This window comes from Actinomadura sp. 9N407, assembly GCF_044326315.1.
Lineage (GTDB): Bacteria > Actinomycetota > Actinomycetes > Streptosporangiales > Streptosporangiaceae > Spirillospora.
Window position 1 is genome coordinate 75615 of record NZ_JBIRAW010000036.1, and the last position, 25243, is coordinate 100857.

The 25243-nt window shown below is 72.4% G+C and carries 26 protein-coding genes; 8 read left to right on the forward strand and 18 right to left on the reverse strand.

The features are described 5' to 3' along the window. Window positions 1-41: 41 nt before the first annotated feature. A complete protein-coding gene (gene glyA / locus ACH34Q_RS39040; protein WP_395988224.1) occupies window positions 42-1313 on the forward strand; it encodes a serine hydroxymethyltransferase in 1272 nt (423 codons plus the stop codon). A gap of 56 nt (window positions 1314-1369) precedes the next feature. Here the strand turns inward: glyA and ACH34Q_RS39045 are convergent, their stop codons facing one another. Then, window positions 1370-2188, reverse strand: a complete 819-nt coding sequence (locus ACH34Q_RS39045; protein ID WP_395988225.1) for a class I SAM-dependent methyltransferase — start codon at window positions 2186-2188, stop codon at window positions 1370-1372. Window positions 2189-2200: 12 nt separating this feature from the next. Further along, window positions 2201-3301, reverse strand: coding sequence for a GNAT family N-acetyltransferase (locus ACH34Q_RS39050; protein ID WP_395988226.1), 1101 nt, complete (start codon window positions 3299-3301; stop codon window positions 2201-2203). A 227-nt stretch (window positions 3302-3528) separates the two neighbouring features. On the opposite strand from ACH34Q_RS39050, the gene ACH34Q_RS39055 reads away from it, so the two are divergent. Both ACH34Q_RS39055 and ACH34Q_RS39060 read left to right on the forward strand, forming a co-directional pair. Further along, on the forward strand, window positions 3529-4140 hold the full coding sequence (locus tag ACH34Q_RS39055; protein WP_395988227.1) for a carboxymuconolactone decarboxylase family protein: 612 nt from the start codon (window positions 3529-3531) through the stop codon (window positions 4138-4140). 43 nt (window positions 4141-4183) lie between these two features. Then, window positions 4184-5605, forward strand: coding sequence for an NAD(P)/FAD-dependent oxidoreductase (locus ACH34Q_RS39060; protein WP_395988228.1), 1422 nt, complete (start codon window positions 4184-4186; stop codon window positions 5603-5605). 20 nt (window positions 5606-5625) lie between these two features. Here the strand turns inward: ACH34Q_RS39060 and ACH34Q_RS39065 are convergent, their stop codons facing one another. Beyond that, window positions 5626-6381, reverse strand: coding sequence for an isocitrate lyase/phosphoenolpyruvate mutase family protein (locus ACH34Q_RS39065; protein ID WP_395988229.1), 756 nt, complete (start codon window positions 6379-6381; stop codon window positions 5626-5628). 174 nt (window positions 6382-6555) lie between these two features. Between ACH34Q_RS39065 and ACH34Q_RS39070 the strand changes: the two genes are divergently transcribed. Then, window positions 6556-7545: a hypothetical protein gene (locus ACH34Q_RS39070; RefSeq protein WP_395988230.1), complete on the forward strand. Its 990-nt coding sequence runs from the start codon at window positions 6556-6558 to the stop codon at window positions 7543-7545. Window positions 7546-7650: 105 nt separating this feature from the next. Here the strand turns inward: ACH34Q_RS39070 and ACH34Q_RS39075 are convergent, their stop codons facing one another. Both ACH34Q_RS39075 and ACH34Q_RS39080 read right to left on the reverse strand, forming a co-directional pair. After that, window positions 7651-8220, reverse strand: coding sequence for a hypothetical protein (locus ACH34Q_RS39075; protein WP_395988231.1), 570 nt, complete (start codon window positions 8218-8220; stop codon window positions 7651-7653). Between the two features lie 101 nt (window positions 8221-8321). After that, window positions 8322-8759, reverse strand: coding sequence for a hypothetical protein (locus tag ACH34Q_RS39080; protein ID WP_395988232.1), 438 nt, complete (start codon window positions 8757-8759; stop codon window positions 8322-8324). A gap of 166 nt (window positions 8760-8925) precedes the next feature. Here ACH34Q_RS39080 and ACH34Q_RS39085 point away from each other — a divergent pair, with 166 nt between their 5' ends. Both ACH34Q_RS39085 and ACH34Q_RS39090 read left to right on the forward strand, forming a co-directional pair. Further along, window positions 8926-10083: a sensor histidine kinase gene (locus ACH34Q_RS39085; protein WP_395988233.1), complete on the forward strand. Its 1158-nt coding sequence runs from the start codon at window positions 8926-8928 to the stop codon at window positions 10081-10083. Further along, a complete protein-coding gene (locus tag ACH34Q_RS39090) occupies window positions 10080-10682 on the forward strand; it encodes a DNA-binding response regulator (protein ID WP_395988234.1) in 603 nt (200 codons plus the stop codon). Before ACH34Q_RS39085 ends, ACH34Q_RS39090 begins: the two co-directional genes overlap by 4 nt. A 26-nt stretch (window positions 10683-10708) precedes the next feature. On the opposite strand, the gene ACH34Q_RS39095 is transcribed toward ACH34Q_RS39090, so the two are convergent. Both ACH34Q_RS39095 and ACH34Q_RS39100 read right to left on the reverse strand, forming a co-directional pair. Continuing rightward, complete coding sequence (locus ACH34Q_RS39095) at window positions 10709-10837, reverse strand: hypothetical protein (RefSeq protein ID WP_395988235.1); 129 nt, start codon at window positions 10835-10837, stop codon at window positions 10709-10711. Further along, complete coding sequence (locus tag ACH34Q_RS39100; protein WP_395988236.1) at window positions 10834-11817, reverse strand: hypothetical protein; 984 nt, start codon at window positions 11815-11817, stop codon at window positions 10834-10836. The genes ACH34Q_RS39095 and ACH34Q_RS39100 overlap by 4 nt, the downstream gene beginning before the upstream one ends. 42 nt (window positions 11818-11859) lie before the next feature. Between ACH34Q_RS39100 and ACH34Q_RS39105 the strand changes: the two genes are divergently transcribed. After that, entirely contained in the window at window positions 11860-12192 is a 333-nt protein-coding gene (locus ACH34Q_RS39105) for a hypothetical protein (protein WP_395988237.1), read from the forward strand. A gap of 17 nt (window positions 12193-12209) precedes the next feature. On the opposite strand, the gene ACH34Q_RS39110 is transcribed toward ACH34Q_RS39105, so the two are convergent. Both ACH34Q_RS39110 and ACH34Q_RS39115 read right to left on the reverse strand, forming a co-directional pair. Beyond that, window positions 12210-12833: a HEAT repeat domain-containing protein gene (locus tag ACH34Q_RS39110; RefSeq protein WP_395988238.1), complete on the reverse strand. Its 624-nt coding sequence runs from the start codon at window positions 12831-12833 to the stop codon at window positions 12210-12212. A 158-nt stretch (window positions 12834-12991) separates the two neighbouring features. Then, a complete protein-coding gene (locus ACH34Q_RS39115; RefSeq protein ID WP_395988239.1) occupies window positions 12992-13462 on the reverse strand; it encodes a MarR family winged helix-turn-helix transcriptional regulator in 471 nt (156 codons plus the stop codon). Window positions 13463-13577: 115 nt separating this feature from the next. Here ACH34Q_RS39115 and ACH34Q_RS39120 point away from each other — a divergent pair, with 115 nt between their 5' ends. Beyond that, window positions 13578-15164, forward strand: coding sequence for an MDR family MFS transporter (locus ACH34Q_RS39120; RefSeq protein ID WP_395988240.1), 1587 nt, complete (start codon window positions 13578-13580; stop codon window positions 15162-15164). Here ACH34Q_RS39120 and ACH34Q_RS39125 read toward each other — a convergent pair. The 9 genes from ACH34Q_RS39125 to ACH34Q_RS39165 form a co-directional block, all read right to left on the reverse strand. Next, window positions 15124-15918, reverse strand: a complete 795-nt coding sequence (locus tag ACH34Q_RS39125; RefSeq protein WP_395988241.1) for an ABC transporter permease — start codon at window positions 15916-15918, stop codon at window positions 15124-15126. The genes ACH34Q_RS39120 and ACH34Q_RS39125 overlap by 41 nt on opposite strands. Further along, entirely contained in the window at window positions 15915-16877 is a 963-nt protein-coding gene (locus ACH34Q_RS39130; protein WP_395988242.1) for an ABC transporter ATP-binding protein, read from the reverse strand. Before ACH34Q_RS39130 ends, ACH34Q_RS39125 begins: the two co-directional genes overlap by 4 nt. Window positions 16878-17003: 126 nt before the next feature. Continuing rightward, entirely contained in the window at window positions 17004-17675 is a 672-nt protein-coding gene (locus ACH34Q_RS39135) for a response regulator (protein WP_395988243.1), read from the reverse strand. A 26-nt stretch (window positions 17676-17701) separates the two neighbouring features. Then, a complete protein-coding gene (locus tag ACH34Q_RS39140) occupies window positions 17702-18904 on the reverse strand; it encodes a sensor histidine kinase (protein ID WP_395988244.1) in 1203 nt (400 codons plus the stop codon). Between the two features lie 78 nt (window positions 18905-18982). Beyond that, window positions 18983-20143 (reverse strand): Ig-like domain-containing protein, encoded by a 1161-nt coding sequence (locus tag ACH34Q_RS39145; RefSeq protein WP_395988245.1) that lies wholly within the window; start codon window positions 20141-20143, stop codon window positions 18983-18985. Between the two features lie 239 nt (window positions 20144-20382). Continuing rightward, entirely contained in the window at window positions 20383-21162 is a 780-nt protein-coding gene (pgl, locus tag ACH34Q_RS39150; protein WP_395988246.1) for a 6-phosphogluconolactonase, read from the reverse strand. Then, on the reverse strand, window positions 21159-22142 hold the full coding sequence (locus ACH34Q_RS39155) for a glucose-6-phosphate dehydrogenase assembly protein OpcA (protein WP_395988247.1): 984 nt from the start codon (window positions 22140-22142) through the stop codon (window positions 21159-21161). Before ACH34Q_RS39155 ends, pgl begins: the two co-directional genes overlap by 4 nt. 1 nt (window position 22143) lies before the next feature. After that, the gene (gene zwf / locus ACH34Q_RS39160; RefSeq protein ID WP_395988248.1) at window positions 22144-23670 is read right to left on the reverse strand and encodes a glucose-6-phosphate dehydrogenase; all 1527 of its coding nucleotides are present in this window, start codon (window positions 23668-23670) and stop codon (window positions 22144-22146) included. A gap of 190 nt (window positions 23671-23860) precedes the next feature. After that, window positions 23861-25144 carry a hypothetical protein gene (locus ACH34Q_RS39165; protein ID WP_395988249.1) on the reverse strand — a complete coding sequence of 428 codons (1284 nt, stop codon included), beginning with the start codon at window positions 25142-25144 and terminating at the stop codon, window positions 23861-23863. Window positions 25145-25243: the final 99 nt, after the last annotated feature.

Sequence of the window (25243 nt, forward strand, 5' to 3'; positions counted from 1 at the left end):
CGCGCAGCAGCGATCCCCGGCGTGATCATGCGGAGGCCGCCATGCACCAGCCGTCCCTCACCCACCTGCGCGACCAGGATCCCGGCCTGGCCGGACTCGTCGAGGCCGAGGCGCAGCGCCAGTTCGAGAAGCTCCGGCTCATCGCCTCGGAGAACTACGTCTCGCCCGCCGTGCTGGAGACCACCGGCTCGGTCCTGACCAACAAGTACTCCGAGGGGTACGCGGGCCGCCGCTACTACGAGGGCCAGCAGAACGTCGACCCGATCGAGCGGCTGGCCGTCGAGCGGGCCAAGGAGCTGTTCGGCGTCGAGCACGCCAACGTCCAGCCGTACTCGGGCTCGCCCGCCAACCTGGCCGTCTACATGGCGTTCCTGAACCCCGGCGACACCGTGATGGGCCTGTCGCTGCCGATGGGCGGGCACCTGACCCACGGCTGGTCGGTCTCGGCGACCGGCAAGTGGTTCACCCCCGTCCGGTACGACGTGCGCGCCGACACGGGCCAGGTCGACATGGACCAGGTGCGCGAGGTGGCGCTCAGGGAACGGCCCAAGCTGATCTGGTGCGGCGGCACCGCGATCCCGCGCACCATCGACTTCCCGGCGTTCGCCGAGATCGCCCGGGAGACCGGCGCGGTACTGGCCGCCGACATCGCGCACATCGCGGGCCTGGTCGCCGGCGGCGCCCATCCGTCCCCGGTCGGCCATGTGGACGTGATCACCACGACCACCCACAAGACGCTGCGCGGCCCGCGCGGAGCGATGGTCATGGCGACGGCCGAGCACGCCACCGCGATCGACAAGGCGGTCTTCCCCGGCCTGCAGGGCGGCCCGCACGACCACACCACGGCCGCCATCGCGGTCGCGCTGCGCGAGGCGGCCCAGCGCGACTTCTCCGCCTACGCCCACCGGATCGTGGCCAACGCCAAGGCCCTGGCCGCCGCCCTGACCGAACGGGGCTTCGACCTGATCTCGGGCGGGACCGACAACCACCTCATCCTCATCGACCTGACCGGCAAGGGCGTACCGGGCAAGCCGGCGGCCAAGGCCCTGGACGAGGCGGGCATCGAACTCAACCACAACGCCGTGCCGTTCGACCCGCGCAAGCCGTTCGACCCCTCGGGGCTGCGGATCGGTACGGCGGCGATCACCACGCGCGGGCTCGTCCCGGCGCAGATGGCCAAGGTCGCCGAGTGGATCGACGACGTCGTCCAGGCCACCGCGCGCGGCGAGGACAAGGAGCGGGAACGGGTCGCGGGAGAGATCCGCGAGCTGCTCGCCGGGTATCCGATGCCGGGCTGGGCGCCGGCGCCCTGAGGTCGTGAGGTCGCGGCCGGTCGCGAACGTGCGGCCGGCCGTGAGGGTGCGGCGGGTCAGCGGGCGCGGCGGAGCACGGTGATCATTCGCCAGGCGGCCGGATCGGTCACGGCCACCTCGCCGAAGTCCCCGTACCGCGCGACCGGCTCGAGCGCCCCCGACAGCCGTACGGCGGCGTCCAGCTCGGTCGCGCTCCAGAAACGGTAGGGCACCACGTCGCGGAGCAACCGGGACGCCCCGCTCGGCCCGCCTTCGCCGCCCGCCCCGCCTTCACCGAGTTCCTCGATCACCATCGTGACGTGGTCGGCGGAGATCTGGGTGACCGGGTCCATCAGGTCGGACGGCTCGCCCCAGCGGACGGTGGCGCGCGCATCGGCGCGCTCCACCGTCCAGGCGGTGCTCACGCTCGGCTCCGCGCCGAGCCGGTCGCGCGGATGCGACATCTCGACGATGTAGAGGCCGCCGTCGGCGAGATGCTCGGCGGCGCGGTCCAGATGCGCGGTGAACGCGTCCAGCGTCATCAGGTGCGAGGTCGAATCCAGCATCGTCACGACCAGGTCGAACCGGCGGCCCAGCGCGAAGGCCGTCATGTCCTCCTGAACGACCTCCAACGCCACGCCCGCCTCCCCGGCGCGCTTCGCCGCGTACGCGCACATCGCCGGATGGACGTCGAGCGCGGTCGCCGCGACGCCCCGGCGCGCGAACTCGCGGGCGTGTTCGGCCGGGCCCGCCGCCAGCTCCAGGACCGTCGCGATCCCGCCGGGGGAGGAGCGGTGCCGCTCGCACCAGCCGAGCAGCACGTCCACCTCGGGGGACACCTCACGGAACGAGCACGCCAGCTCGTAGGCCCAGGGATCGTCGTAGACACCGGTCACCCGGCCATCCTGTCAGCTGGTCTTAGACCGTTCCACCGGCCGTTCCGCCGCAGCGTCCGCAGCGGGCGGCGCGGCCGGCCGCCCGTCCAGCCGGAGCCGGACCTCGATGATCCCGGGCTCTTCCGTCCGGCGCGTACGCCCGCCCAGCGAGGTGAACAACCGGCGCATCGGCACGTTCTCGCTCAGCGCGCTGGCACGCAGTTCAACCAGACCCCGCTCGCGCCCCACCACCAGCAGCAGCTCGGCCAGCGCCCGCCCGAGCCCGCGGCCCTGCCAGGCGTCCTCCACCAGGAACGCCAGCTCCGCCACACCCGGATCGATGACGTGGATCAGGTGCGCGAGCGCCAGCAGCGATCCGTCCGGGCCCTCGGCGACGAGCGTGAGCCCGTGCGTGGGCTCGCAGAACAGATCGATCGCCCGCTGCGGCAGGAACGGCTTGGCGCTGAAGTACCGCATCCTGCGGCTCTCCAGCGAGCAGCGCCCGTGCATCTCCCTGATGCCGGCCGCGTCCCGGGCCTCGATCGGCCGTACGACCACGCGCGTCCCGTCCCGCAGCGTGACCCGGCGCGAGGCGGGCCGTGCTCCCTGCGGCGGCAGTACGGCCCGTACCAGCGCGTCAGCCCGCGCCGCCTCCGTCGCGGTGAACGGCAGCCCCGGACGCCTCAGCCGTACGGCCCGGCCATGCCCGACCGGGACCGTCAGCAGATCCGGCCCGCTCCCCGGCTCATCGGTCCAGGCGGATTCGCTCGCGCGCAGCAGTTCGGCCAGCGCGGCAGGCAGCGCCTGAGGCTCGATCCGCAGCCGTGCCACCAGCGCCAGCACGCGCGTCGGCTCGTCCACGAGCTCGTGCGGCCGGGCCGGAACGACGGCGGTACGGGTGCCGCCCGCCGCCTCCAGGGCTTTCCGCACCTGCTCCCTGATCCCTTCGCCGTCCCGGCGCCCTTCTCCGCTCCCGGCGGGCATGTCGACGATGAACTCGTCCACCACGCCCTCGGTGTCGACCTGAACGGACAAGCCCAGAATGTTGGCGCCCCGCCTGGCCAGGGCGGACGTGAGCTCGGCCAGCCGGCCGGGCCTGTCGTCGATCTCGGTACGGATACGCAGCAGAGGCATGTGGACCGTTCCCTCACAGCTCGGTGACGTGCGGCTCGGTCGTGTACAGGAGCCACGCTCGCCCACACCTGTTACGGAACGGCTACGCGGGAGTGTTCTGAGAGTTTCACCTTCCGGACAAGGCATTCCGAGCAAGGCGTCCGGGCAAGGACTTGGAGCGAGGCATTCGGGCCGAGGGGTTCGGATGAGGCTTGAGCGCCCCGCGGCGAGGGCCTAGCGTGCAACGCATGATCGACGCGACTCCCGACGACGACCGGCTGCCCCTCCTCAAGCCCGAGGCACTGGGCGACGAACAGCGGGAGGTGTACGAGGCGATCACCGGCGGCCCGCGCCGCGACCGGCCGTCGCCGCTCCGCTACATGGACGACGAGGGACGGCTGCTCGGACCGTTCAACGCGATGCTCTACAGCCCCGCCGTGGGCCGCCCGCTCCAGGAGCTGGGCGCCGCGCTGCGCTTCCGTACCGCGTTCACCAAGCGCGAGCGCGAGATCGCCATCCTGGTCGTGGCCGCGCATCGCCGCTCGGACTTCGAGTGGTACGCGCACGAGCGGATCGGGCGGCGCGCCGGCCTGACCGACGAGGAGCTGGCGGCGCTGCGGACCGGGACCGCGCCGATGCTGGGCGACGCGCGCGAGCGGGTCCTGTACGAGGCGTCCCGGCAGATGATGGCCGACGGCGACCTGAGCGACCCCGTCTACACCGAGGCCGTTGCCACCCTCGGCCGGGCCGCCGTCGTCGAGCTGGTGTCCCTGGTCGGGTACTACACGGCCATCGCACTGCAGCTGCGCGTGTTCCGCATCGCCGTACCGGACGGTGAGGCCGCCCCCGACTGGGAGTGACAAGTTCATCGCCGCGCCGTGCGCTTTGGCGCAGGATGAGGCCATGGACATCGCTCGTGCTCCGCTCGCGACCGATTTCGACAACGGGGTCTCCTACTGGTCTCCCGCAGGCGCCTCTCCCGCGGATCGGCCCGCGGGCGAACGCCTCCCCGGCCCCCGCACGGCCGACGTGTGCATCGTCGGAGCCGGATACACCGGGCTCTGGACGGCGTACTACCTCAAGCGCGCGCAGCCCGGCCTGCGCATCGTCGTCCTGGAGAAGGACGTCCCCGGCCATGGCGCCTCAGGCCGCGACGGCGGCCGGCTGGTGGCCGGGATCCCCGGTTCCTGTACGCGCTTCGCCCGCCGCCACGGCCGTCCCGCCGTCGCGGCCCTGCAACGCGCGATGTTCGACACCATCGACGAGATCGTCCGCGTCGCCGTCGACGAGGGCATCGATGCCGGCCTGGACAAGAACGGCGTCCTGTACGTCGCCCGCAACCCGGCCCAACGGGCCCGCCTCGAGACGCACGTCCGCCTCAGCCGTACTTGGGGCTGGACCGAAGACGACCTGCACGCCGACATCCATGACCGGGTGAACGTCACGAACGCGGTGGGCGCCGCGTGGAGCCCGCACGGCGCCACGGTCCACCCCGCGGCCATGGTCAGGGGGCTGGCCCGGGTCGTCGGTGATCTGGGCGTCGAGATCTACGAGCACACGCCCGCGCTGCGGATCCGTCCCCGTTCCAGCGTCTCACCCGCCGCTGCCGCCACCCCGTACGGGAGCGTCGCCGCCGAGTACGTCATCCGCGCCACCGAGGGATTCACCGCCGCACTGGAAGGCCACCACCGCGACTGGCTCCCCATGAACACCTCCACGATCGTGACCGGTCCGCTGCCGCCGGACGCGTGGGAGGCCATCGGCTGGGAGGGCGGCGAGTTGCTCGCCGGCATGACCCACTGCCACGTCCAGGCCCAGCGGACCGCCGACGGACGCATCGCCATCGGAGGCCGGGGCAGCCCGTACCGGTACGGCTCCCGCCTGGACGACTCCGGCCGTACGACCCAGGCCACCGTGGACGGCCTGTGGCGCATCCTGACCGCGATGTTCCCGGCCGTGGCCTCCGGCACGGTCACCCACGCATGGTCGGGCGTCCTCGGCGTCCCGCGCGACCGCTGCTCCTCCGTCACCCTGGACCACCGCACAGGCCTCGGCCATGCGGGCGGCTACACCGGCAGCGGCGTCGCCGCGTCCAACCTCGCCGGCCGCACGCTCCGCGACCTGCTCCTCGAACGCGACACGCCGCTCACCACCATGCCCTGGGTCGGCTGGAAGTCGCGCCCCTGGGAACCCGAACCCCTCCGCTGGCTGGGCATCCAGACCGGCTACACCCTCTACCGGGCCGCCGACGTCCACGAGAGGGCGTCCTCGTCCTCGAAGACCTCACCCCTGGCCCGGCTCGCCGACACCATCACCGGCCACTGAGCCGCATCGGGTCCCGTGATCTACCGGCGCTCCACGAGTCCCTGAACGTCGGCGTAGGAGGGCACGCCCGCGGGCGCCTTCTGTTCCAGCGCGGTCGTGACGGCGGCGTGCAGCGCCGTCCGGAAGAGCAGCGAGCCGTAGCTAACGCGGCGTACGCCCAGCTCGGCCAGCCTGCCGATGTCGGTCCGTCCCGGCTGGAACAGCACGTTCAGCGGCAACGGCGTCGCCTCCACCATCGCCCGGACGTCGCGCTCCTCAGCGACCCCCGGCGCGAAGATCCCGTCCGCCCCCGCATCGGCGAAGGCCCGCGCCCGCTGCACACCTTCCCCGGAGTGCCCCGGCAGCCAATAGGCGTCGGTACGAGCGTTCACGAACAGATCCGGAACGCGCGCCTTGACCGCCTCGATCACCGCGACCTGATGCGCCACGGGCGCCAGCGAGCCATCGGCCCGGCCGTCCTCGACGTTGATCCCCGCGACGCCGTACGACGCCAGCTCCTCGGCGAGCGCCGCGACCTCCCCGGGCTCGGCGGAGAATCCGTCCTCCACATCGACCGTGACCGGTACCGGCAGCCGCACCAGCGCACGCGCCAGCCGCACGGTCTCCTCCCGGGTCCCGCCCTCCCCGTCCAGCTTGCCGGCCGCCGCGGCGACACCGAGGCTGGTCGTCCCGATCGCCGCGAAGCCCGCCTCAGCCAGCGCGGCGCCGCTCACGAAATCCCAGGCGTTCGGCAGCAGCAGAGGCCGAGCCCCGTAGTGCAACTCGCGAAAAGTCATTCTTCGATGCTATGACCAGTACATTTCGACGAGTGCCGCAGTATCCCGGTCAGCATGGCCTGTGAGGTCGATCGACTTTGGTCGTACCGGAGTGGCCGGACGGCCGGTGCGGAGCGTGCCGAGCGGTTCCTAACGTGGGTCCCAAGTGGCCGGACCACCGAAGGGACACCTGGCTTGGACGTCAAGGGGATCTCGTACACGGTCGATGACAGACCTGCCGAGCTCGTACGGCAGGACCTTCGGACCATCGCCGAAGACCTGCACTGTACGACGGTGATGCTGATCGGGACCGGCACCCAGGAGCAGATGCGGGCCGCGCGGCAGGCCCTGGAGACCGGCCTCGACGTCTACATCCGTCCCTATCTGCCCGACCGGCCGCGTCGCGCGCTCCTGGAGCATCTGGCCGCGATGGCGGCGGGGGCCGAGGAACTGCGCGTCCAGTACCCGGGTCGGGTGACGCTGCTGGTCGGCTCCGAGTTCTCGCTGACCTCGCGCGGCATGATGCCGGGCCCGCGCCTGTTCATCCGCCTGCAGGTACTGGTGCGGCCGCGCGTGCGGCGCTTGTTCGACCGCCGGATCACCCGGAAGCTCGGCCGGCTCCTTGCCGATGCCCTCCGCACTGCTCGCGCCTCCTTCCACGGCCCCGTCACGTACGCGGCGGGCGCCTGGGAGCAGGTCGACTGGTCCGGGTTCGACCTCGTCGGCGTCAATCTCTACCGGCAGGGCGGTGATCTCGTCGCGTACCGGGACCGGCTGCGCGCGCTGAGCAAGGCGGGCAAGCCGGTGGTCGTCACCGAGTTCGGATGCGGCGCGCATCTGGGCGCGGAAGGGCGGGGACCCGCGTCGTTCATGATCGTGAACTGGTTCGCCCAGCCGCCCCGGGTCCGGGACGGGCACGTACGGGACGAACGCACGCAGGCCGCCTACCTGGCCGAACTCATCGAGCTCTACACCGCCGAGGGGATCCACGGCTGCTTCGTGTTCACCTTCTCCATGCCCGACTTCCCGCACCGCCCCGACCCCCGCGCCGACCTGGACATGGCCGGCTTCGGCGTGGTGAAGGTCCCCGCCGATGCTCAGGCAGGGGAGCCGAAGGAGGCGTTCCACGAGGTGGCGCGATGGTACGGAGCGAAGGCGCGATATTCGCGCGATCATGGTGGATGAGCCGGACGGAGCGGTGGTCGCCCGGTGGAGTTGGGTGTACGACTACGACAAAGACCCACCGGCTGGATTCGTGTTCGGGCGGTTCCTGCTCCAGAGTCAACCGAATCAGAACGTGAAGACGAGCTCGGCCGCTATCGCGATGTCGAAGATGCCGCACCATTCGGCGTAGGAGCGGGCGACGACCCGGTCGCGCCTGAGGTGGACGAAGTCCCAGATGGCATGCAGGAACCAGCCGGCCGCCACCAGGTAGCGGCCCAGGCCGGGGTCGGCGGCCAGGCCGATGAGCGCGAGCGCGCCGAACCCGAGCATGCCCAGTGCCTGGAGCCTGAACGGGCCCGGCCGGGAGAGCTGCCCGTCGACGGCGCCCCAGACCAGGACGATCAGGGCCAGGGCGGAGAAGACGGCGGCGGGTGCGATCACGTCCAGGGACTGCAGCACGAAGATGGCCGCGAAGGAGGACGCGAGCAGCGGCCATGCTGCCTGGCGCCGTTCGAGCTTGGCGGCCACCAGGTACAGCAACGGCAGGAGGAGAAGCACCTCTCCGAGGGCCGCGAGCCCGTCCTGCGTCTTGCTCCCGCCGATGGACAAGGCGGCCATCGTGATGGCCAGTGCGGTGGGCCAGCGGTTCTTCACCACGCGGGCCCAGCGGATGCGGTCGGGTGTTTCGCTTGTCATGGAAGCTCCTTGAGGCCGGCTGTACAGCAGTGGGCTGTACAGCCGGGTGGATGCCGTGCGATGGGAAGGGCCGTGCTGCGGAGACGGCGCCGTACGGCGGCTCAGGCTCCGTACTCGTGGCGGCGGCGGAGCATGACCAGCCACATCAGCGGCAGCATCACGATGTGCTCGAGGAGCATCAGGGAGTCGCCCGAGATGAGGCCCAGCCACAGGAACGGGAACAGTGCCAGGGCGGGGGCGAACATGGCGCCGGCCATCTCCAGGGTTCCGGCCCAGCCGTGCCCGCGGTAGCGCATCCAGACGACCATCCCGGCCGACATGTAGAAGGCCATCTCCAGGGTGGCGGCCTCCGGGCGGGCCGGGAACTCCAGTCCCGCCAGCGTCAGGACGCCTCGCACGGCGGTGCCCAGGACGAGCATTCCGATCAGCATCCCGGCCAGCATCGCGGCGAGCATCTCCAGGTAGTGGCGGAGGAACGGCCACCTGCCGTGCCCGGTCCGCTCGCCGTGGTGGGTGGGGCCTTGGTCGGTGGCGTTCATGCGGTGGTCTCCTTCGGTACGGGGCCGGGGTATCTGTCGCTCTCAGCCTGAACGCGGCGGGCGGCCCTCTGTAGTGCCGAAACCGCAGGCGTGGACGTGGATCGGTCATGCGGTTCGATGACATCTGTCATGAACGAGGCAGCCGGCCTGCTGCGACAATGGCCGTGTGCGTGACCTCGTGAACGGGACGGACCTGGGCGGTTTCCGCCGCTACACCTGGTGGAGCCTCATGGCCAGCACCTCGTTCTTCCTGGTCGCCGTCATCGGGGCCTGGATCCCGGAAGCGCCGGTCCGGTCCCGGGGCGTCGCGACCGCTGCGCTGGTCGTGACGTCGGTGGCCATCGCGGTGCTGTCCGGCCGCCGGCTGGCCCTCGTTTCCGGACGGCTCCCCGTGGCCTGGCTGCTCACCGGCGGTGTGGGCGCGGCCGTGCTCGGCGGGGTGCTGCTGGCCGCGGACGACGACGAACGGTGGGTGATCGGACCGGCGATGATGGTGTCGGTCATCGCGACGTTCCTGCCGGTGCGACGCCGCTGGGCGCTCATCGCCGTGGCGCTGGCCGGGGCGGCCGTGCCCGGCCTGATCTCCGCTGGCGGGTGGGGGCCGGCGCTGCTCCCGCCGGGCGTGGTCGCGTTCAGCGCGTGGATCGTGCTCGGCACGCTGTGGGCCTGGGACGTCGCGGAACGCCTGAACGAGGCGCGCCGGGTGGCCGCACGGCTGGCGGTCGCCGAGGAGCGGCTGCGGTTCGCCGCCGACCTCCACGACATCCAGGGCCACCACCTGCAGGTGATCGCGCTCAAGAGCGAGCTGGCCGCCCGGCTCGCGGAACGCGACCCGGGCCGGGCGGGCGCGGAGATGCGCGAGGTCCAGGGGCTGGCCACCGACGCGCTCCAGGACACCCGCGCCGTCGTGCAGGGCTACCGCCGTACGACGCTGGACGAGGAGATCGCCAATGCGACCCGGGTGCTGGCCGCGGCGGAGATCGAGGTGCGGATGAACGTCGAGCCCACCGCCGACGGCCTCCCCGACTCGAGCCGGCACCTGCTGGGTCTGGTCGTACGCGAGGCCACCACGAACGTCCTGCGCCACAGCCGCGCGCGTTCCGCCGAGGTCGACTACCGCCTCACGGACGGCCTCGCACGGCTGCGGGTACGCAACGACGGCGCGCACGAGCCGTCCAGCGGAGGGACCGGCACCGGGCTGCGCGGCCTGGCCGAGCGGCTGGAGGCGGCCGGAGGCGAACTGACCTGGGGGTACGAGCAGGAGCGCGAACGCGAGCGCTTCGTCGTGGCCGCCTCGCTACCGGTGCGTGCGGAGGCGGGATGATCCGGCTGCTGATCGCCGATGACGAGGACCTGCTCAGGGGAGCGCTGGCGGCGCTCCTGGCGCTGGAGGACGATCTCGCCGTCGTGGCCGAGGCGTCCACGTCCACCGAGGCCGTACGGCTGGCGCGCGAGCACCGTCCGGACATCGCCGTGCTCGACCTGGAGATGCCCCCGGCCGATGGCCTGCACGCCGCCGTGGAGATCCGGGCGGAGCTGCCCACCCGGATCATCCTCGTCACCCGGCACGCGCGGCCGGGCGTCCTGCGCCGCGCCCTGACGGCCGGTGTGAGCGGGTTCGTGCCCAAGACCACGCCCGCGGAGCGCCTGGCCGGCATCATCCGCGAGGTCGCCGGGGGCCGGCGGTACGTCGATCCCGACATCGCCGCGTCGGCGCTGACCGAGGACCACTGCCCGCTGACCGAACGGGAGCTGGAGGTGCTGCGCGCGTCCCGTACCGGCGCCTCGGTCAACGAGATCGCCACGCAGGTCCACCTCGCACCCGGGACGGTCCGCAACTACCTGTCGGCCGCCATGACCAAGCTGGGCGTCACTTCCCGGCACGCCGCCGCCCACCGCGCTTGGGAAGAGGGCTGGATCTAGCGCCTTGTCGGTGGCCGGTGAACGGATCAGCGCCGGTTGCGGATCAGGAAGACCACGGCGAGGACGAGGGCGATGACGGCCACGGCTCCGGCGACGAGGAGCAGCCATTCGGGTGCGTCGTTCTCGCGTGCCACATCGGCCAAGGATCCGGTCATTCGCGTTCTCCCATCAGATGGCCCGCGCCCGCCAGAAGGGCCAGCAAGACGGGGAATTCCAGGTAGGCGTGGTAACTCGCGATGGCACCGTACATCGTTTTGCCGCCCGCGTAGTCGGTGACGAACAGGACCGCGAGCAGCGCCGTACCGGCCAGGCCCAGAAGCCACGCGCGGTGGCCCCGCAACGCACCCGCCCTCTGCTCGAATCGTTCGGTGGCCGGACGCGCGTGGCGGGGCATGAACCACACCCACACGACGTAGTGCATCGTCTGCAGGAACGCGAAGACGACGAGCAGGCGCAGCGCGAGCGCGGTGTCCAGCCAAGCGGGCGGGGTGTAGGCGGCCATCAGGCGTTCGCCGCCGCCCGCGAAGGCCGCCACGGTCCCGTTCTGGTCACCGCCGAGCCAGGGATCGAACGTTCCGGCGAGAATCAGTGCCGGGATCAGCAGCACCCACGCGACTTGCGTCATCCGGAACGAGGTACGTCCTGTACGCAGTCGCCGTGCCCATTCCCACAGGAAGAACAGGGGCACCACATTGTGCAGGTGCGTGAGGAAGACGAAATGGTAGGCGGGGAACGTCAGCGAGCCGCCGGCGGCACATCCCAGGATCACGAGGGAGGCCCAGAGCAAGGGCGGGCGGCCGCGCAGCCCCCACCAGCACGCCACGGCCAGCACGAGGTAACCGAGCAGGATCTCGGCCGGGGCCGACCATGAGAGCATCGGCACCAGCCGGCACAGCATGATCCCGGTGATCAGCACGACCAGCAGACCGAGGAACCGTCCGGTCAGGATCGCCTCGAACCGCCCCGACACGTACCGCAACTCCAGGACGTTGTGCAGAATGCCGAACATGGCGAGGCCGAGGACCGTCACCGTGGCGGGCAGGCGCAGCGCGGCCACGAGCGCGGCGGCCATCACCACGCAGAAGACGGGGATGAGCGTACGGGACGTCGCTGGAGCGGCGGCCCGCGGTCCCATGGCCGGCAGCGCCTCGGTCGCGATGGCCGTCCCCCTCGTCCCGTGACCGGCTATCCGGCCGCGCTAGCCCTGACCCTCGCCGTCGAGTTGCCGCTGTACGTCGTCGCGCTGCGCGTGCGGATCGCGCGGGCGCTCCTGGCGGCCGCCGCCGTCAACCTGGTGAGCCATCCTCTCGTCTGGCTGGCGCTGGGCGCGGCGGCGCGGTTCAGGGGAGGCTACGAGATCTTCCTACTGCCTGTCGAGATCGCGGCCTGGCTGGCCGAGGCGGCGATGCTGCGCGTTCTCCTGCGCGGTGAGGGACGGGACCTGCTGCTCGTCGCCCTCATGGCCAACGCCGCCTCCTTCCTCGCCGGGCTGCTCCTCATCGGACTGTGACGACCTCCGGTCACCCGCTAGACCCTGACGCCGTCCATGGCGCGGAGGGCGGCCATGGCGCGTTCCCGGAGGAAGTCCTCGGCGTCCCTGTCGGCGATCTCCCGCAGGTTCGGCAGGAACGCCTCGTACCGGGTGGAGGTGGCGGCGAAGACCGAGGCGTACCGTACGCGCGCGTCCTCGTCCGCCAGTGCCGCGCCGATCCGCTTGAAGACGTGCTGGTCGAACGTGCCGGGCGCGGCGAGCCCGAGCCGCAGGACGGCCTGCCCGCGCGTGCGGGAGTCGGGCGCCTGGTCGAACGACTGGCAGAGCTCCTCGACCGTCCAGGGCCGGAGCGCCTCGTCGGCGGTCGCGTCGAGCGTCTCGGCGACGCCCTTCGGATCGCCGGTGAAGTAGATGTAGCCGATGCCGAACATCGCGTCCATCACGTAGTGGAGCGAACCGGTCTTGAGAACGCGTTTCCCGTGCGCGTGGCCGTCGGCCTGCCAGACGACCTCGCCGTCGGTTCCGGCCCCGCGGTCGCGCTCGATCACGCTGACCATCGGCCACTGGAACCCCTGGGCGAACTCGTCGACATGCTCGACCGTCGTCTCGGGGCGGAGGACGCGCCGGCGCGTCGCGAAACGATCATCTGAACGAGGCATGCGGGGCATTGTCCTGGGCCTGCTGACCGCCCGCCACCGGAACGCCACATTTGGTGCAGCACCCTTACGATCCGTCGGTCGGTTGCCCCAGCCGCCCACCTCACTCGAAGGGTGCGGTGGCCGTCGAACAGGGGACGGCTTCTCCGGCGAACGGGCTCTCAGGTGTCCGGTGCGTGGACGAAGCGGCCCAGCAGGCGAGCGAACTCGCGGCGCTCGGAGTCGGTCCAGTCCTTCATGCCCTCGGCGATGCGGGCGCGGCGGGTCTGCCGGGCGGCCTCGACGAGTTCGCGCCCGGCGTCGGTCAGTTCCAGGTGGATGCGGCGGCCGTCGGCCTGGGACGCGACGCGGCGGACGTAGCCCGCCTTGACGGCCTCGGCGACGATCCGGCTGCCGCGCGAGGCGTCCACGCCGAGCCGGACGGCGACCAGGCCGACGTTCATCTCCTCGCCGGGACGGTCCGGACCCTCGTCGATCACGTCGGCGACATGCAGGACCTGCAGGTCGACCGGCAGGTTGTGCTCGCGGATGGCGGCCCTGCCGAGCCGCTGGCGGGCCATGCCCCGGCGCAGCCGGACCATGTTGCGCTCCACGGCGTCCAGGGCCTGCCCGTCCTCCCCGTCCTTCGTCACGATCCCCAGTCTAGCCGCGGCGGTTGCGCCGCTCATCTAAGTGCGTTAATCATATATATGTCTAAAGCAGTTAGATTCGATCGATGAGTGAGGGCCGACGGAGTGAGGGGCGCGCATGACCACGAGTAGAGGGACGGGCCTGGGAGCGGCGAAGGAGATGAGCCGGAGAGATCGGCTGTGGGTGTTCAGCGGGCTGATGCTGGCCGGGTTGATGTCCTCGCTGGACGCCACCATCCTCGGTACGGCGCTGCCGACGATCGTCGGGGAGCTGGGCGGGCTCGACCGGATCGCCTGGGTGTCGACCGCCTACGTCCTGGCCACGAGCGTGACCGTCCCGCTGTCGGGACGGCTGGGAGACCTGTTCGGGCGGCGGGCCGTCTTCCTGACCGGACTGTCGGCCTTCCTGGCCGGGTCGGCGGCTTGCGGGGCCGCGCCTTCGATGGAGTGGCTGATCGCGTTCCGGGGGGTGCAGGGCGCGGGTGCCGGCTGCCTGATGGCCTCGATGTTCGCGCTCACCGGCGATCTGTTCGAGCCGCGTGAACGGGCCAGGTACCAGGGCTACTCGGCGATCAACTTCGCGGTGTCCAGCCTGGCGGGGCCGGTGATCGGCGGGTTCCTCACCGAGCATGTGTCCTGGCGCTGGGTCTTCTACGTCAACCTGCCGCTCGGCACCGTGGCGGCGGTCACCGTCCTGCTGTTCCTGCGCCTGCCCAGGCCCGGAGGCCGGCCGCGCGTCGACTGCACCGGCATCGTCCTGCTGGGCGCCGCCGTCACCTGCTTCACGCTGCTCACCAGCTGGGCGGGCACCCGGTACGGGTGGACCGACCGGGTGATCCTGGGGCTTGCGGCGGGCACGGCCGTCCTGCTGGTGCTGTGGGGCCTGGCCGAACGGCGCGCGGCCGAGCCGGTGATCCCGCTGAGCCTGTTCCGGAGCCGCTCGTACGCCGTGGCCTGCGTCGTGGCGCTCGTCGGCGGGGCCACCGGCTTCGGGCTCGCGATGTACCTGCCGCTGTTCTTCCAGATCGTCGGGGGAGTGGGGGCGACCGGTTCGGGGCTGCTCCTGCTGCCGATGATGATCGGGCTGCTGGTGGCGTCGATGGGCGCCGGCCGCTACATCCACGCCACCGGGCGCTACCACCGGCTGCCGGCGGCCGGCATGGCGATCAGCGCGGTGGGGATCGGCCTGCTGGCGACGATGACGACCGGCACCGGCCTGTTCACCGCCGGCCTTTACATGGCGGTGCTGGGCTTCGGTGCCGGCCTCTCACAGCAGGTCGTCATGCTCGTCGCGCAGCAGGCGGCGCCCAAGAAGGACCTGGGCGCCGCCGGTTCCGGAGTGTTCGCGACCCGGATGGTGGGGACCGCCACGGGGATGGCCGTCTTCGGCGGAGTGCTGGCCGCCCGGTTCGCCGAGGAGATCGCCGCTCGCGTGCCTGCCGGGGCGGTCTCCGCCTACGACGGCCCCGCCCCCAACGACCTTGCCTCCAACGACCTTGCCTACGATGACGCGGTACGGCCCGAGTTCCTGCGGACCCTGCCGCAGTCCGTCCAGGACGGTGTGGCCGAAGCGTGCGCCGAGGCGTTCCAGGTGCTCTTCCTCACGGCGCTGCCGCTGGTGCTGGCCGGGCTCGCCGCCGCGCTCCTGCTGAAGAACGTCCCGCTCACTTCACCTCCCGGCGCGAAAGCCGGTACAGGCCGATGACCAGCGGGATGAGCAGCCAGACCGCAAGCGAGACGCCGATCCGGGCCCATTCGCCCGCGGTGGCGGTACCCGCGGCCGGATCCGCGAGAACGGCGAGGGTCCGGTTGGAGTCGAGCCACTCGGCGGGCGTGTGCAGCTTCTTGATCATCTCGCCCAGCGCCGACCAGATGGTGGGGATCAGGAAGTACAGCACGATCGCCAGTGCCGGGCTCATCAGCACCAGGCCGAACGCCACGCCCATGAACACCAGCGCCAGCGAGAACACCAGCATCCCGCCGAGCTGGGCGGGCGGCATCGACCAGCTGCCGGCCGAGCGGCCGAACGCGCCGCCCAGCCCGCGCGTGGCGGCCGCGGTGGCCAGGCCGAACGCCAGGAAGGCCGTGGCCAGCGCCGCGCAGGCGGCCAGCTTGGCGGTCAGCACCCGGTAGCGGTCCGGTACCAGGGCGAACGTGGTCAGCGCCGTCCGCTGCGACCATTCGCTCGTCACCGACAGGATGCCCAGGACGGGCAGCAGCAGCGACACCCCGGCCTGCGAGGCGACCATCATCTCCAGCAGCGTCTGGTCCTGCTTCGGCACGGTGAAGACGATCACGGGCATGAAGGCCACGGCCGCCAGCGCGATGACGATGAGCAGCCAGCGTCCGGAGCGGGTGTCGGTCATCTTGCGCAGCTCGACGGCCGTCAGCCGCGGCAGCGGAGGCCGGGGCGGCTCGTTCAGTACGGTCGGCGGGGGAGCGGTCATGGTGGCGGTCACTTGAGGGTCTCCTGAGCCGGTACGGGCGGGGCGAAGGGCGGAGTGGCCGGGATGGCGGCCGGGTTGACCGGGGCGCCGGGCGCCTCGGCGGTGAGGGTGAGGAACAGCTCCTCCAGACCGCCCCCGGTGGCCTGGCGCAGTTCGGTGAGCACGACTCCGGCGGCGGCCGCGGCGCGTCCCACGGCCTCGGCCGGAGCGTCCACCACGAAGGCGCCGGCGCCGTCGGGACGTACCGGCAGGCCCGCGGCCGCCAGGGTGCCGTGCAGCGCGGCGGCGTCCAGGCCGCGCACCAGGACGCCGCCCGGCGCGGTCAGCAGGTCGGCCTTGCTGCCCTGGGCGACGATCCGGCCGCCCGCGATCACCACGAAGCGGTCGGCGACCGCCTCCACCTCGCGCAGCAGATGGGACGACAGCAGCACCGCCCCGCCCCGGTCGGCGAACTCGCGCAGCAGGGACCGCATCCAGAAGATGCCCTCGGGGTCCAGGCCGTTGGCGGGCTCGTCCAGGATCAGCACGCTCGGATCCCCGATCAGTGCCTGCGCGATGCCCAGCCGCTGGCGCATACCCAGCGAGTAGCCGCCGACCCGGCGCCGGGCCGCCTTGCCGGAGAGCCCGACGCGGTCGAGCATCTCGGTGGCCCGGCTCTGGTCGACCCCGAGGACCTGGGCGGTCAGCCCGAGCGTCTCCCGGCCGGTACGGCCCGGATGCTGGGCGGCGGCGTCCAGCAGCACCCCGACATGCCGGCCGGGGTTGGCGATCCGGCGGTACGGGACGCCGAGGACGGTCGCGGTGCCCGCGCTCGGCAGGGTCAGCCCGCAGACCATCCGCATCGTGGTGGACTTGCCCGCCCCGTTCGGGCCGAGGAAACCGGTGACGGTGCCGGGCGCGCAGCGGAACGACACGTCGTCGACCGCGGCGACCTCCCGGTAGCGCTTGCTCAGATGTGCGACATCGATCATGCCCCCAGGCTGCCCGCCGGCCGCGGCGCGGTGCATCGGCCGAAGGTTGAAGGCCGCGCGACCGAAGTCGATGCCCGCCGCGCCGTTCGGTGGGGCACCCGTCCGGTCAGGCGCGGGCGGGCACGGTCAGGAGCTGCCGTCGCCGACGCTCGCGTCGTGCACGAGCAGCGCGATCTGGACCCGGTTGTTGAGCTCCAGCTTGGTCAGCATCCGCGACACGTAGGCCTTCACCGTCGCAACGCTCAGCGACAGCTCCCTGCCGATCTCGCTGTTGGTACGGCCCTGCCCGACCAGCATGGCCACCGCCCGCTCGCCCTCGCTGAGCCGGGCCAGCAGGTCGCGGGCCCGCTGCCGCCGCGGGTCGACGCCCGTCCCCGCCACGTACGTCATCATCCGGCGCAGCACCTCCGGCGAGATCATCGGCTCGCCCGCCGCGACCTGCCGGATGGCCCGCATGATCTCCGGCGGCGGGGTGTGCTTGAGCAGGAAGCCGCTGGCCCCGGCGCGCATCGCGCGCAGGATGTGGTCGTCGGTGTCGAACGTGGTCAGGATGATGATCTCGGGCGGCTCGCGGCGGGCGCGCAGCCGCTCGGTGGCGGCCAGCCCGTCCAGCCGCGGCATCCGGATGTCCATCAGCACCACGTCGGGGCGGTACTGGTTCACCGCGGGCACCACCTCGGTCCCGTCGGCGACGTCCGCCACGACGGCCAGATCGTCGGCGCCCGCCAGCATCATGGTCAGGCCCGCCCGCACCAGGGCGTCGTCGTCCACGATCAGAACGCGGATGGAGGAGTCCATTCGCTCACCCTATGAGGCCGGGCGGTTCAGTCAGGCCACGGAAGGCGGGCGTGGAGGCGGAAGCGGCCGTCGCCGGTGCGGCCGTGCTCGAGCGTCCCGCCGAGGATGTCGACGCGCTCGCGCAGGCCGAGCAGCCCGGCGCCCGCGCCCGGCGGCTCCAGGGTACGGGCCGGGCCCGGCGGCAGCGGGTTGGCGATCTCGATGTCCAGCCCGCCCGAGCCGGAGGGCTCGATGGTGACGCGCACCCGGGCGCCCGGCGCGTGCCTGCGGGCGTTCGTCAGGCCCTCCTGGACGATCCGGTACGCGTGGCGCCCGATCCGGGGCGGCACCGCGTCGGGGCCGGGCAGCCGGTCGTCCAGCGTGATGTGCGCGCCGGCCCGCCGCGACTCCTCGACCAGCGCGGGGAGGTCGGCCAGCGTCGGCTGCGGCCGCTCGGCCTCGCGCGCGCTCTCGTCGCCGCCCGCGTCCGGCATGGACGTGGTGTCCCCCTTCGGTACGGCGCGCAGCACGCCGATCACCTCCCGCAGGTCCTCCATCGCCTCGTAGGCGTTCTGCCGGATGACCCCGGCGGCCTCGCGCTGGTCGGCGGGCGCGTCCGCGTGGAACTCCAGCGCCCCGGCGTGCACGGCCAGCAGCGAGATCCGGTGCGCCAGCACGTCGTGCATCTCCCGGGCGATGCGCTCGCGCTCCAGGTGCCGGGCCTCCTCGACCCGCAGCCGCTGCCCCTCCTCGGCCTGCAGGGCCCGCTGCTCCAGGGACCAGATCAGCTGCCGCCGCGACCGGATCAGCAGCCCGGTGCTGACCAGCACCGCGTACCCGAGCACGAACACGATCATCGACTCGATCCGCTCCCGCTCGGTTATCGCGGGCACGAGCGTGAACGTGATCAGGATGAGTGAGACGTTGAGGCCGGTCACCAGGGCCGTGGCCCGCCACGAGCGGTGCACGGCGACGGTGAACACCGCCATCGCGGTCGCGCCCCAGACGGAGGAGGCGAACAGGCCGCCGACCGTGAGGGCCAGCGTGATCCTCACCGGCCAGCGCCGGCGGAACACCAGCAGGGTCAGGCAGGCGACCGCTCCGATCGCCAGGTCCTGGGTGAGCTGCACGGTCTTGGGCTCGGGATAGGTCTGCCGCGCGCCCTCCAGGACGAGCAGGCCCAGCGTCACGGCGACGGCCGTGACGCTCACGTCGCGCGTCCCCTGGGTGAGGAGCCTGCGGAGGCTCACCGTGCCAACCGTACTCAGCTCCGGCGCCCGGGACAGTATCCGTAGGTCGCCACCAGGACCGACTTTCGTCGCACAGGCTCAGGCAAGGGGCAGGCCCTGGACGGGCTTGCCCAGCGCGCTGCCTTCGACCCAGTCCTGCCACGACTTGGCCCACGGCGTCGGCCCGTTGCCGAACCGGAGCTTGCGCGTGGTCCCGGCGACCTCGATGACATCGCCCCGGTTGGTGAAGTCGTAGAACCACTTGGCGTCGCCCGGGGCGGCGTTCACGCAGCCGTGGCTGACGTTGGCGCTGCCCTGCGAGCCGGTGGACCAGGGCGCCGAGTGGATGAACGTGCCGCTGTAGGTCATCCGGACGTTCCACTTGGTCGGCGTCCGGTACTCGCCCGGATTGCCGGTGGTGGCCGAGTCCATCACCATGGCGGCGACCTTCTCCTGCGCGATCATGGTGCCGGAGTAGCTGTCGTCGCCGGGCTTGCCCAGGCTGACCTTCATCGTCCGTACGGTCCGGCCGCCGTCGGTGACCGTGGCCTTGTAGTCCTTGGCGTCGATCCGGGTGATGTGGCGCGGGCCGACGGTGAAGTTGAGCGTACGGTCCTTCACGCCCCACAGGCCCTCGCCCGCCTTTACCCCGGCCAGGTGCGCGATGACCTGGACCTTCTGGCCGACGGGCCAGTAGTCGCGGGGCCGGAAGTCCACTTCCTTGTCGCTGATCCAGTACCAGGCGCCCTCGACCGGCTTGGACATCCGCACCTGCAGCGACCGCTCGACCGCCGCGCGGCCCTCCTTGGTGGAGACCGGCTTGCTGAGCAGCAGCTGGACGGGCATCCCGACGCCGACCTTCTCGCCCTCCAGCGGCGACATGCCGCTCTCCAGCTTCTGCTTCGGCGTCAGGGTGGTGAACGTGGACGTCGAGGTCAGCGCCTTGCCGCCGTCCGCCGAGCCCGTGGCGGTGACGGTGTACGTCGTCGCCGGCCGCAGGCCCCAGCTCGTACGCCAGGACAGGCCGTCCGCGGCGAGCTTGCCCTCGGCCTTGCGTCCCTTGGGATCGGCCACGGTGACGCCGGCCAGCTTGCCGTCCTCGGCCTTGACCGTCACCGGCTGGTCGGGCGCCACCTCGCGGGTGCCGTTCGCCGGTGTGATGGCGAGCTTGCCGGCGGGGCCGTCACCCCCGCCCGGCCCGCCGTCGCCGCCCGAAGAACATCCGGCGGCCAGCAGCAGCACCGCGCAACCGGCCGCCACACCGGCCCTGAATCCGGCTGCTGTACTGCCGGCCGCTCTCCTGCCGGCTGCTCTCTGGCCGGCACTGCCCCTGCCTGGCGTGGTCGCCCGGCCCTCCAGCACGTCGGACCTCCTCAACACTCGGACCTTTCGCCCTAAAAAGGGCGTTCCCTCGCCCGCCAGACTATGCCCGGCGGGCGAGGGAAACACGGGCCGTCGAAGGACGGGCCGGTCAGGACGGGCCGCAGAGGCGCGGTCGGTCAGGGTGAGGCGATGCGCTGGATACCCGGCGGCAGCTGGGCCGCCGCCGCCCGGTCGAGCAGGAACAGCGTGCGCTGCCGGCCCCGCGCTCCGGCCACCGGGACCTGTACGGGGCCGCCCCCCGACAGCCCCATCCGGACGGCCGTGGCCTTGGACTCGCCCGCGGCCAGCAGCCAGACCTCCTGCGCGGACTGGATCGCCGGGAACGTCAGCGAGATCCGGGTCGGCGGCGGCTTGGGCGCGCCGCGTACCGCCACCACCGGGCGCTCGTCGTACAGCGCCGGCATCTCCGGGAACAGCGACGCCACGTGCGCGTCCGGCCCGACGCCGAGCATCAGGATGTCGAACGAGGGCACCGGGCCATGGTCCTCGGGACGGGACGCGGCGCGCAGAGCGGTGGCGTAGCGATCCGCCGCCGCCTCCGGGTCGGCGCCGTCGGGACCGTCGGTCGCGGGCATCGGATGCACCCGCGCCGGATCGAGGTCCACATGGTCGAGCAGGGCGGCGCGCGCCCCGGTCTCGTTGCGCTCGGGGTCACCGGCCGGCAGGAACCGCTCGTCCCCCCACCAGATGTCCAGCCGCGACCAGTCGATCGCGTCCCGCGCGCCGGTCGCGGCCAGTTCGGCGAGCACCGCCGTGCCCACACCGCCGCCGGTCAGGACGATCGACGCGCCGCCGCGCGCGGTCTGCACGTCCACGATCCGGGTCACCAGCCGCGCCGCCGCGGCCTTGGCCAGCAGTTCCTGGTCACGGTGCACCAGGACGGAGGGGGGAGTCACTCCTCCTCCCGGGCCTCGGCGCCCTCGGGGGCCGACACCGCCGTCGGATGGTCCGGCCGCTCGACCACGGACGCCAGGTCCTTGGCGAAGCGCGTCGCCGCGTCCCGGTAGACCTCGTCGGGGTCGAGCCGGCGCAGCTCCTCGGCCAGCAGCTCGGGCAGCGGCCGCCGCATCAGCGACACCTGCCGGTCGGGCTGGTCGGGACGCGACAGCGTGGCCACCCGCCCGTCGGGACGCGACACCGCGAGGTCGCCCGACGTCGTGGCCAGCCGGACGCCGGTGATCCCGGGCCCGTCGGAGACCACCCGCGAGACCGGCACGCCGAGCCGTACCGACAGCCAGGCCGCCAGCAGCTCGGCGCTGGGGCTGTCGGGCTCGGCCGCGACCTCGCCGGACAGGACCTCGTCGTGGTCCTGGTCGAGCGCGGCCGCCAGCAGCGACCGCCACGAGGTCAGCCGGGTCCAGGTGAAGTCGGTGTCGCCCGGCCGGTACGAGTTGGCCAGCCGGGCCAGCGTGCCGAGCCGGTCGCGGGCCGCGTAGGCGTCGGTGACCCGGCGCTGCGCCAGCCGGCCCAGCGGGTCGTCGCTCGGCGCCGCCGGCACCTTGCCGCCCGGCCACCAGGTCACCACCGGCGTGTCGGGCATCAGCAGCGGGACCACCACCGAGTCGGCGTGCATCGCCAGCGGGCCGTACATCCGCAGCAGCACGGTCTCGCCCGGCCCGGTCTCGCCCATCCGGATCTCCGCGTCCAGCCGCGAGGAACTGCCGCGCGAGTCGCGGGAGATGACCGTCAGCACGCGGCAGGGGTGCTCGCGGGCCGCCTCGGTGGCCGCCCGTACGGCGTCGTACTGTGCCGACTCGTCGGTCACGATGATGAGGGTCAGCACCATGCCCACGGCGGGGCCGCCCATCAGGTGCCGGGCCTTGGTCAGCGCGTCCTGTATGCGGCGGGTGCTGGTGTTGGTGAGGTCGATGTTCATCTCAGAGTCGCCTCCATGCGCGGCCGTCGCGCGCCATCAGCTCGTCGGCGCTGTCGGGGCCGTAGCCGCCGGACTTGTACTGGTCGAGGGCGCCCTGCGTGGTCCAGTACTCCTCGATCGGGTCGAGGATCTCCCAGGACAGCTCGACCTCCTCCTGCCGGGGGAACAGCGGGGGGTCGCCGATCAGCACGTCCAGCAGCAGCCGCTCGTAGGCCTCGGGGGAGGCCTCGGTGAACGACTCGCCGTAGGCGAAGTCCATGTTGACGTCGCGGATCTCCATCGAGGTGCCGGGCACCTTGGAGCCGAACCGCACCGTGATGCCCTCGTCCGGCTGCACCCGCATCACCAGGGCGTTCTCGCCCAGCTCCTCGGTGTCGGTCTGCGAGAACGGCAGGTGCGGAGCCTGCTGGAACACCAGCGCCACCTCGGTCACCCGGCGGCTGAGGCGCTTGCCGGTGCGCAGGTAGAACGGCACCCCGGCCCAGCGCCGGTTGTCGATCTCCAGCTTCACCGCCGCGTAGGTCTCGGTCCTGGACTCCTGCGGGATGCCGTCCTCCTCCAGGTAGCCCTGGACCTTCACGCCACCCTGCCAGCCCGCCGCGTACTGGCCGCGCGCGGTGGCCCGGTCCAGCTCGCCCGGGACCCGTACCGACGACAGGATCTTGGCCTTCTCCGCGCGGACCGCCTCGGCGCTGAACGAGGTCGGCTCCTCCATCGCGGTCAGCGCCAGCAGCTGGAGCAGGTGGTTCTGGATGACGTCGCGGGCGGCGCCGATCCCGTCGTAGTAGCCGGCCCGGCCGCCGATGCCGATGTCCTCGGCCATGGTGATCTGCACGTGGTCGACGTACGAGCGGTTCCAGATCGGCTCGAACATCGTGTTGGCGAACCGCAGCGCCAGGATGTTCTGCACGGTCTCCTTGCCGAGGTAGTGGTCGATCCGGAAGATCGACTCCTCGGGGAAGACCCGGTGCACGGTGGCGTTCAGCTCCTGGGCGCTGGCCAGGTCGTGCCCGAACGGCTTCTCCACCACCACCCGGCGCCAGGAGCCCTCGTCGTGCTCGGCCAGCCCGCTGCGCTGCAGCTGCTCCACCACCCGCGGGAAGAACTTGGGCGGGATCGACAGGTAGAAGGCGTAGTTGCCGCCCGTACCGCGGCTCTCGTCCAGCTCCTTGACCGCCATCGCCAGCGCGTCGAACGCCCCGGGGTCGTGGAACTCGCCGGGCACGAAGTGCATGCCCTCCGACAGGTGCTCCCAGACGTCCTCGCGGAACGGCGTCCGCGCGTGCTCCTTGACCGACTCGTAGGCGATCTGCCGGAAGTCCTGGTGGTCCCAGTCGCGGCGGGCGAAGCCGACCAGCGAGAAGCCCGGCGGCAGCAGCCCCCGGTTCGCCAGGTCGTAGATCGCGGGCAGCAGCTTCTTGCGCGCCAGGTCTCCGGTGACGCCGAACAGCACCAGCACGCACGGGCCCGCCACCCTCGGCAGCCGCTTGTCCCGGGGATCCCGGAGCGGGTTGGGTGTCTTGGTCACGTGATGGTCCCCTCTTCTCGGACGGTGCCGTGGACCGTTCCTGCCCACGGTGCCGCCCGTATCCCAGTCGTCGGTATGCGATCGTTCACTCCGCGGTCGGCCACTCTGCGATCGGCAGGGCCGCCCGCCGCCGGAGCCCCTGTCGCCCGGGCAGGTGCCGCCGGAGCGCGCCGTCGCGCGGTGGCCGGGCTCATGGCCCTCCCCGCGCGGTCTCCAGCAGCCGGGCGAGACCCGCCCAGCGGTCCTGCAGATGCAGCCGGACCACCGGCCGCCCGCCCCGCGAGGCCGCCCGGGCCTCGCCGAGCGCCCGCGCGACCTGCAGCGGGCCCAGCCGCTGGTGCCGGCCCGGCACCGGCACGTCGTGGACCACGTTCCCGGTCATCATCAGATATACGCCCTTCTCCCGGTGATCATTCCCGACCGCCGGGTAACGGGCGCCCCAGCTGATCGTCACGGGCCGGGCGCAGCGCGCGGCCAGCAGCGCCGCCAGCCGCCTGACCTGCGCGCCCTGCCCGCGCGCCAGGTCGGGATCCAGATGCGCGACGATCGCCAGATGGCTCGCCGCGGCGGCCCTCCTGACCACCGCCTCCAGCAGCGCGGCGAGGTCGGGCGCGGCGGCGAACGCCGGGTCGGAGGTGTGCACCTCGACGGCCTGCCCGGGGTCGCCGTCGAAGAACATCACCGGGTCGGGCGCGGCCTCGGCCGGGTCGCGTTCCAGCGGCCGCAGCGGATCGGCGTCCAGCAGGTGCGCGGCCACCGCCGCCGCGTACTCCCACAGCACCAGCTGCGCGGCCAAGGGCCCCGACACCGTGGCGTCGTCCTGCCGGGGCCGACCCTCCAGGGTCACCAGGAACAGATCATCGTCGGGGACCACCGGCAGGCCGCCGTGCTGCACCACCGGCAGCAGCCGCCCGCCGGTCGCGTCCGCCAGCAGCGGCGCGATCCAGTCGGCCAGGCCGGGATCGGCGCCGCCGGACGCCGTGGCGGGATAGCCGCCGAGCACCATCGTCTCCCGGCCGGAACGCACCGCGCCGCCCAGGATGGCCCCCAGTACCAGGCCCGGATTGTTCTCCGGACGGGTCAGCGAGGGCAGCACGCGCGCCGCGCCGTCCAGCAGGCCCGCCACATCCGCCCCCGCCAGCCCGGCCGGAACCAGCGCGTACGGGGACAGCGCGCCGAACGCCGTGGGCTCGGGCGCCTCGATCAGCGGATGCCCCGCATCGGCCGCCTTCTTGGCCGGCACGCCGCCGGGCGCGGTCACGATCACGAACCGCCGCGCGATCTCCTCGGGGGTCAGGTCCAGATCCTGGAACATCTGCACGAAGATCCGCCGCAGCGTGTCGGTGGCCTGGTCGTTGCCGGTCACCACCACCAGCGTCCGGCGCAGCCGCTCCCGGTCGGCGCAGATCCGCAGCAGCGGACCAGGCTCAGGCCCCTCGAGGAGCGTCAGTGTTGCTGTGGGGGGACGAGTCATCGTGGGGGGACGACCCCCCACACCCCCCGAGGCGGGGGAGGTCACCCCTGCGCTCGTTCCTCGCTCCGGGGTGCCCACCCCCGGGGGGGGGGGGGGGGG